The sequence below is a fragment of the Tahibacter caeni genome, assembly GCF_024609805.1.
Taxonomy (GTDB): Bacteria; Pseudomonadota; Gammaproteobacteria; order Xanthomonadales; family Rhodanobacteraceae; genus Tahibacter; species Tahibacter caeni.
On sequence record NZ_JANFVR010000553.1, the window covers coordinates 1 to 1,880 of the forward strand.

At 72.8% G+C, this 1,880-nt stretch carries 2 protein-coding genes and 1 pseudogene; all 3 read right to left on the bottom strand.

What is annotated here, in order from left to right; genetic code table 11:
- Positions 1–241 (bottom strand): annotated as a pseudogene (locus NON22_RS23690) (hypothetical protein); the annotation flags it as partial.
- The gene (locus NON22_RS23695) at positions 238–786 is read right to left on the bottom strand and encodes an RNA polymerase sigma factor (RefSeq protein ID WP_257389445.1); all 549 of its coding nucleotides are present in this window, start codon (positions 784–786) and stop codon (positions 238–240) included. The pseudogene NON22_RS23690 and the gene NON22_RS23695, both read right to left, overlap by 4 nt.
- Before the next feature lie 68 nt (positions 787–854).
- Complete coding sequence (locus NON22_RS23700; RefSeq protein ID WP_257389446.1) at positions 855–1,778, bottom strand: histone deacetylase family protein; 924 nt, start codon at positions 1,776–1,778, stop codon at positions 855–857.
- Positions 1,779–1,880 lie beyond the last annotated feature (102 nt).

The following is a 1,880-nucleotide window of genomic DNA, read 5'->3' on the forward strand; positions in this document are numbered from 1 at the left end:
CGCCGGCCAGCGGCGGCGAAGCCGGTTGCTGCAGCTGCAGTACGCCCATCAGCACCGCCGCCAAGGCGACGCTCGCGGCCAGCGCCCAGGCGACGACGCGCGGGCGGCGCGGCGCGGCGGCGACCGGCGGCGCTTCGGCTTCGAGGCGTGCGGCGATGTCCAGCCAGAGATCGCGCTGCGGCTGCGCCGGGCCCGACAGGTCGCGCAGTCCGCGACGCCACTGAAAATCATGCTCGCTCATGCGGCAGCTCCGAGCAGTTTGCGCACGAGGCCGCGGGCCCGGTGCAGTTGCGCCTTGGACGAGCCGACGGCCATGCCGAGCTCGTTGGCGATTTCCTCATGCTTCCATCCTTCCACGTCGTGCAGCACGAGCACGGCCCGCGCGCGCGGCGGCAGCTTGGCCACGGCCTGCTCCAGATCGGCGCGCTCGCCGGCGCAGAACGGCACGTCGCCGCCGGCGGCGAGCTCGAGTACCTCGTCCTCGACGTTCTGCTCGCCGTTGCCGCCGCGCAGATCCATCAGGGCGACGTTGACGCCGAGCCGGTACAGCCAGGTCGAGAACGCGCTTTCGAAGCGGAAACCGCCGAGCTTCTGCCAGGCGCGCACGAACGCGTCCTGGGTCAGCTCCTCGGCGCGCGCATGGTTCATGCCGACGATGCGCAGGATAGCGCCGTGCACGCGGCCGACATGCTTGCGGTAAAGCAGCTCGAACGCGCGGATGTCGCCGCTCATCGACCGTCGTACCAGGGCGCCGTCGTCGGCTGCAGCGGGTGCCGACTCAGGCATGGCGTGACTCATGGGGACGCTGGCGGTATTCATGGTGCCGGCTTGGATGCCGCAAACCCCGGCGGGGTTTAAACCAGGGCCGCGACGGCCTCGCGCTGGCGCGCGGCGGCGGCGAGGACGGTCGCGCAATGGATGTCCACGATGTCGGCGACGTCCGCCGCATAGCCGCCCGCCATGCTGATCGCGAGCGGCAGATCATGCCGTACGCAGGCGTCCAGCACCACGGCGTCGCGGGCGGCCAGGCCGGCCTTGCTCAGGGCCAGCCGGCCGAGGCGGTCCTCGCGGTAGGGATCCGCGCCGGCGAGATAGATGGCCGCATCGGCACCGGCTTCGGCCAGCGCGCGCGGCAGATGCCGCGCGAGCGCGGCCAGGTACTCGTCGTCGCCGCAGCCGTCGGGCAGTTCCACGTCGAGGTCGCCGGCTTCCTTGACCGCCGGGTAGTTGCGCGCGCCGTGCATCGAGAACGCGTAGATGCTCGGATCGCCGCGCACGATCGCCGCGGTGCCGTTGCCCTGGTGCACGTCCAGATCGATCACGAGCACGCGACGCGCGAGACCGAGCGCCTGCACGTGCCGCGCCGCGACGATGGAATCGTTGAACACGCAGTAGCCGGCGCCGTGGCCGGCGAACGCGTGATGGGTGCCGCCGGCCAGGTTCACGGCGATGCGTTCGCCGCGCAGCGCCGCCTCGAGCGCGGCCATGGTCGCACCGCTGGAGCGGCGCGAGCGTTCGATCATCTGCGGCGACCACGGAAAGCCGATCTTGCGCAGATCGGCCGCATCGAGCTCGCCGCGGCTCGCGCGGCTCACGTAGTCGGGCGTATGCGCGCGGCACAGCGCCGCGTCGTCGGCCGGCACGGGCTCGACGAGTTCGATGCCGCCCGCCGCGGCGGCCGCCGCGACGCGCTCGTACAGCAGCGCGTACTTGGCCATCGGAAAACGGTGCTGCGGCGGCAGCGGCAGCACGAAGCGATGGCAGTAGAACGCCTTCATGCGGCCGCGGCCGGCGGCGACGGAACCGGCCGGGCCATGCGGCGGCGGATCAGCCCACCGCGGCGCGCGGCGGCGCCGCCGGCGCGGCAGCGAGCTCGTCGC

Excerpts from the sequence above, each read along its gene's own strand:
- NON22_RS23695 (WP_257389445.1), bottom strand. The coding sequence starts at position 786 with ATGCCTGAGTCGGCACCCGCTGCAGCCGACGACGGCGCCCTGGTACGA.
- NON22_RS23700 (WP_257389446.1), bottom strand. The coding sequence starts at position 1,778 with ATGAAGGCGTTCTACTGCCATCGCTTCGTGCTGCCGCTGCCGCCGCAG.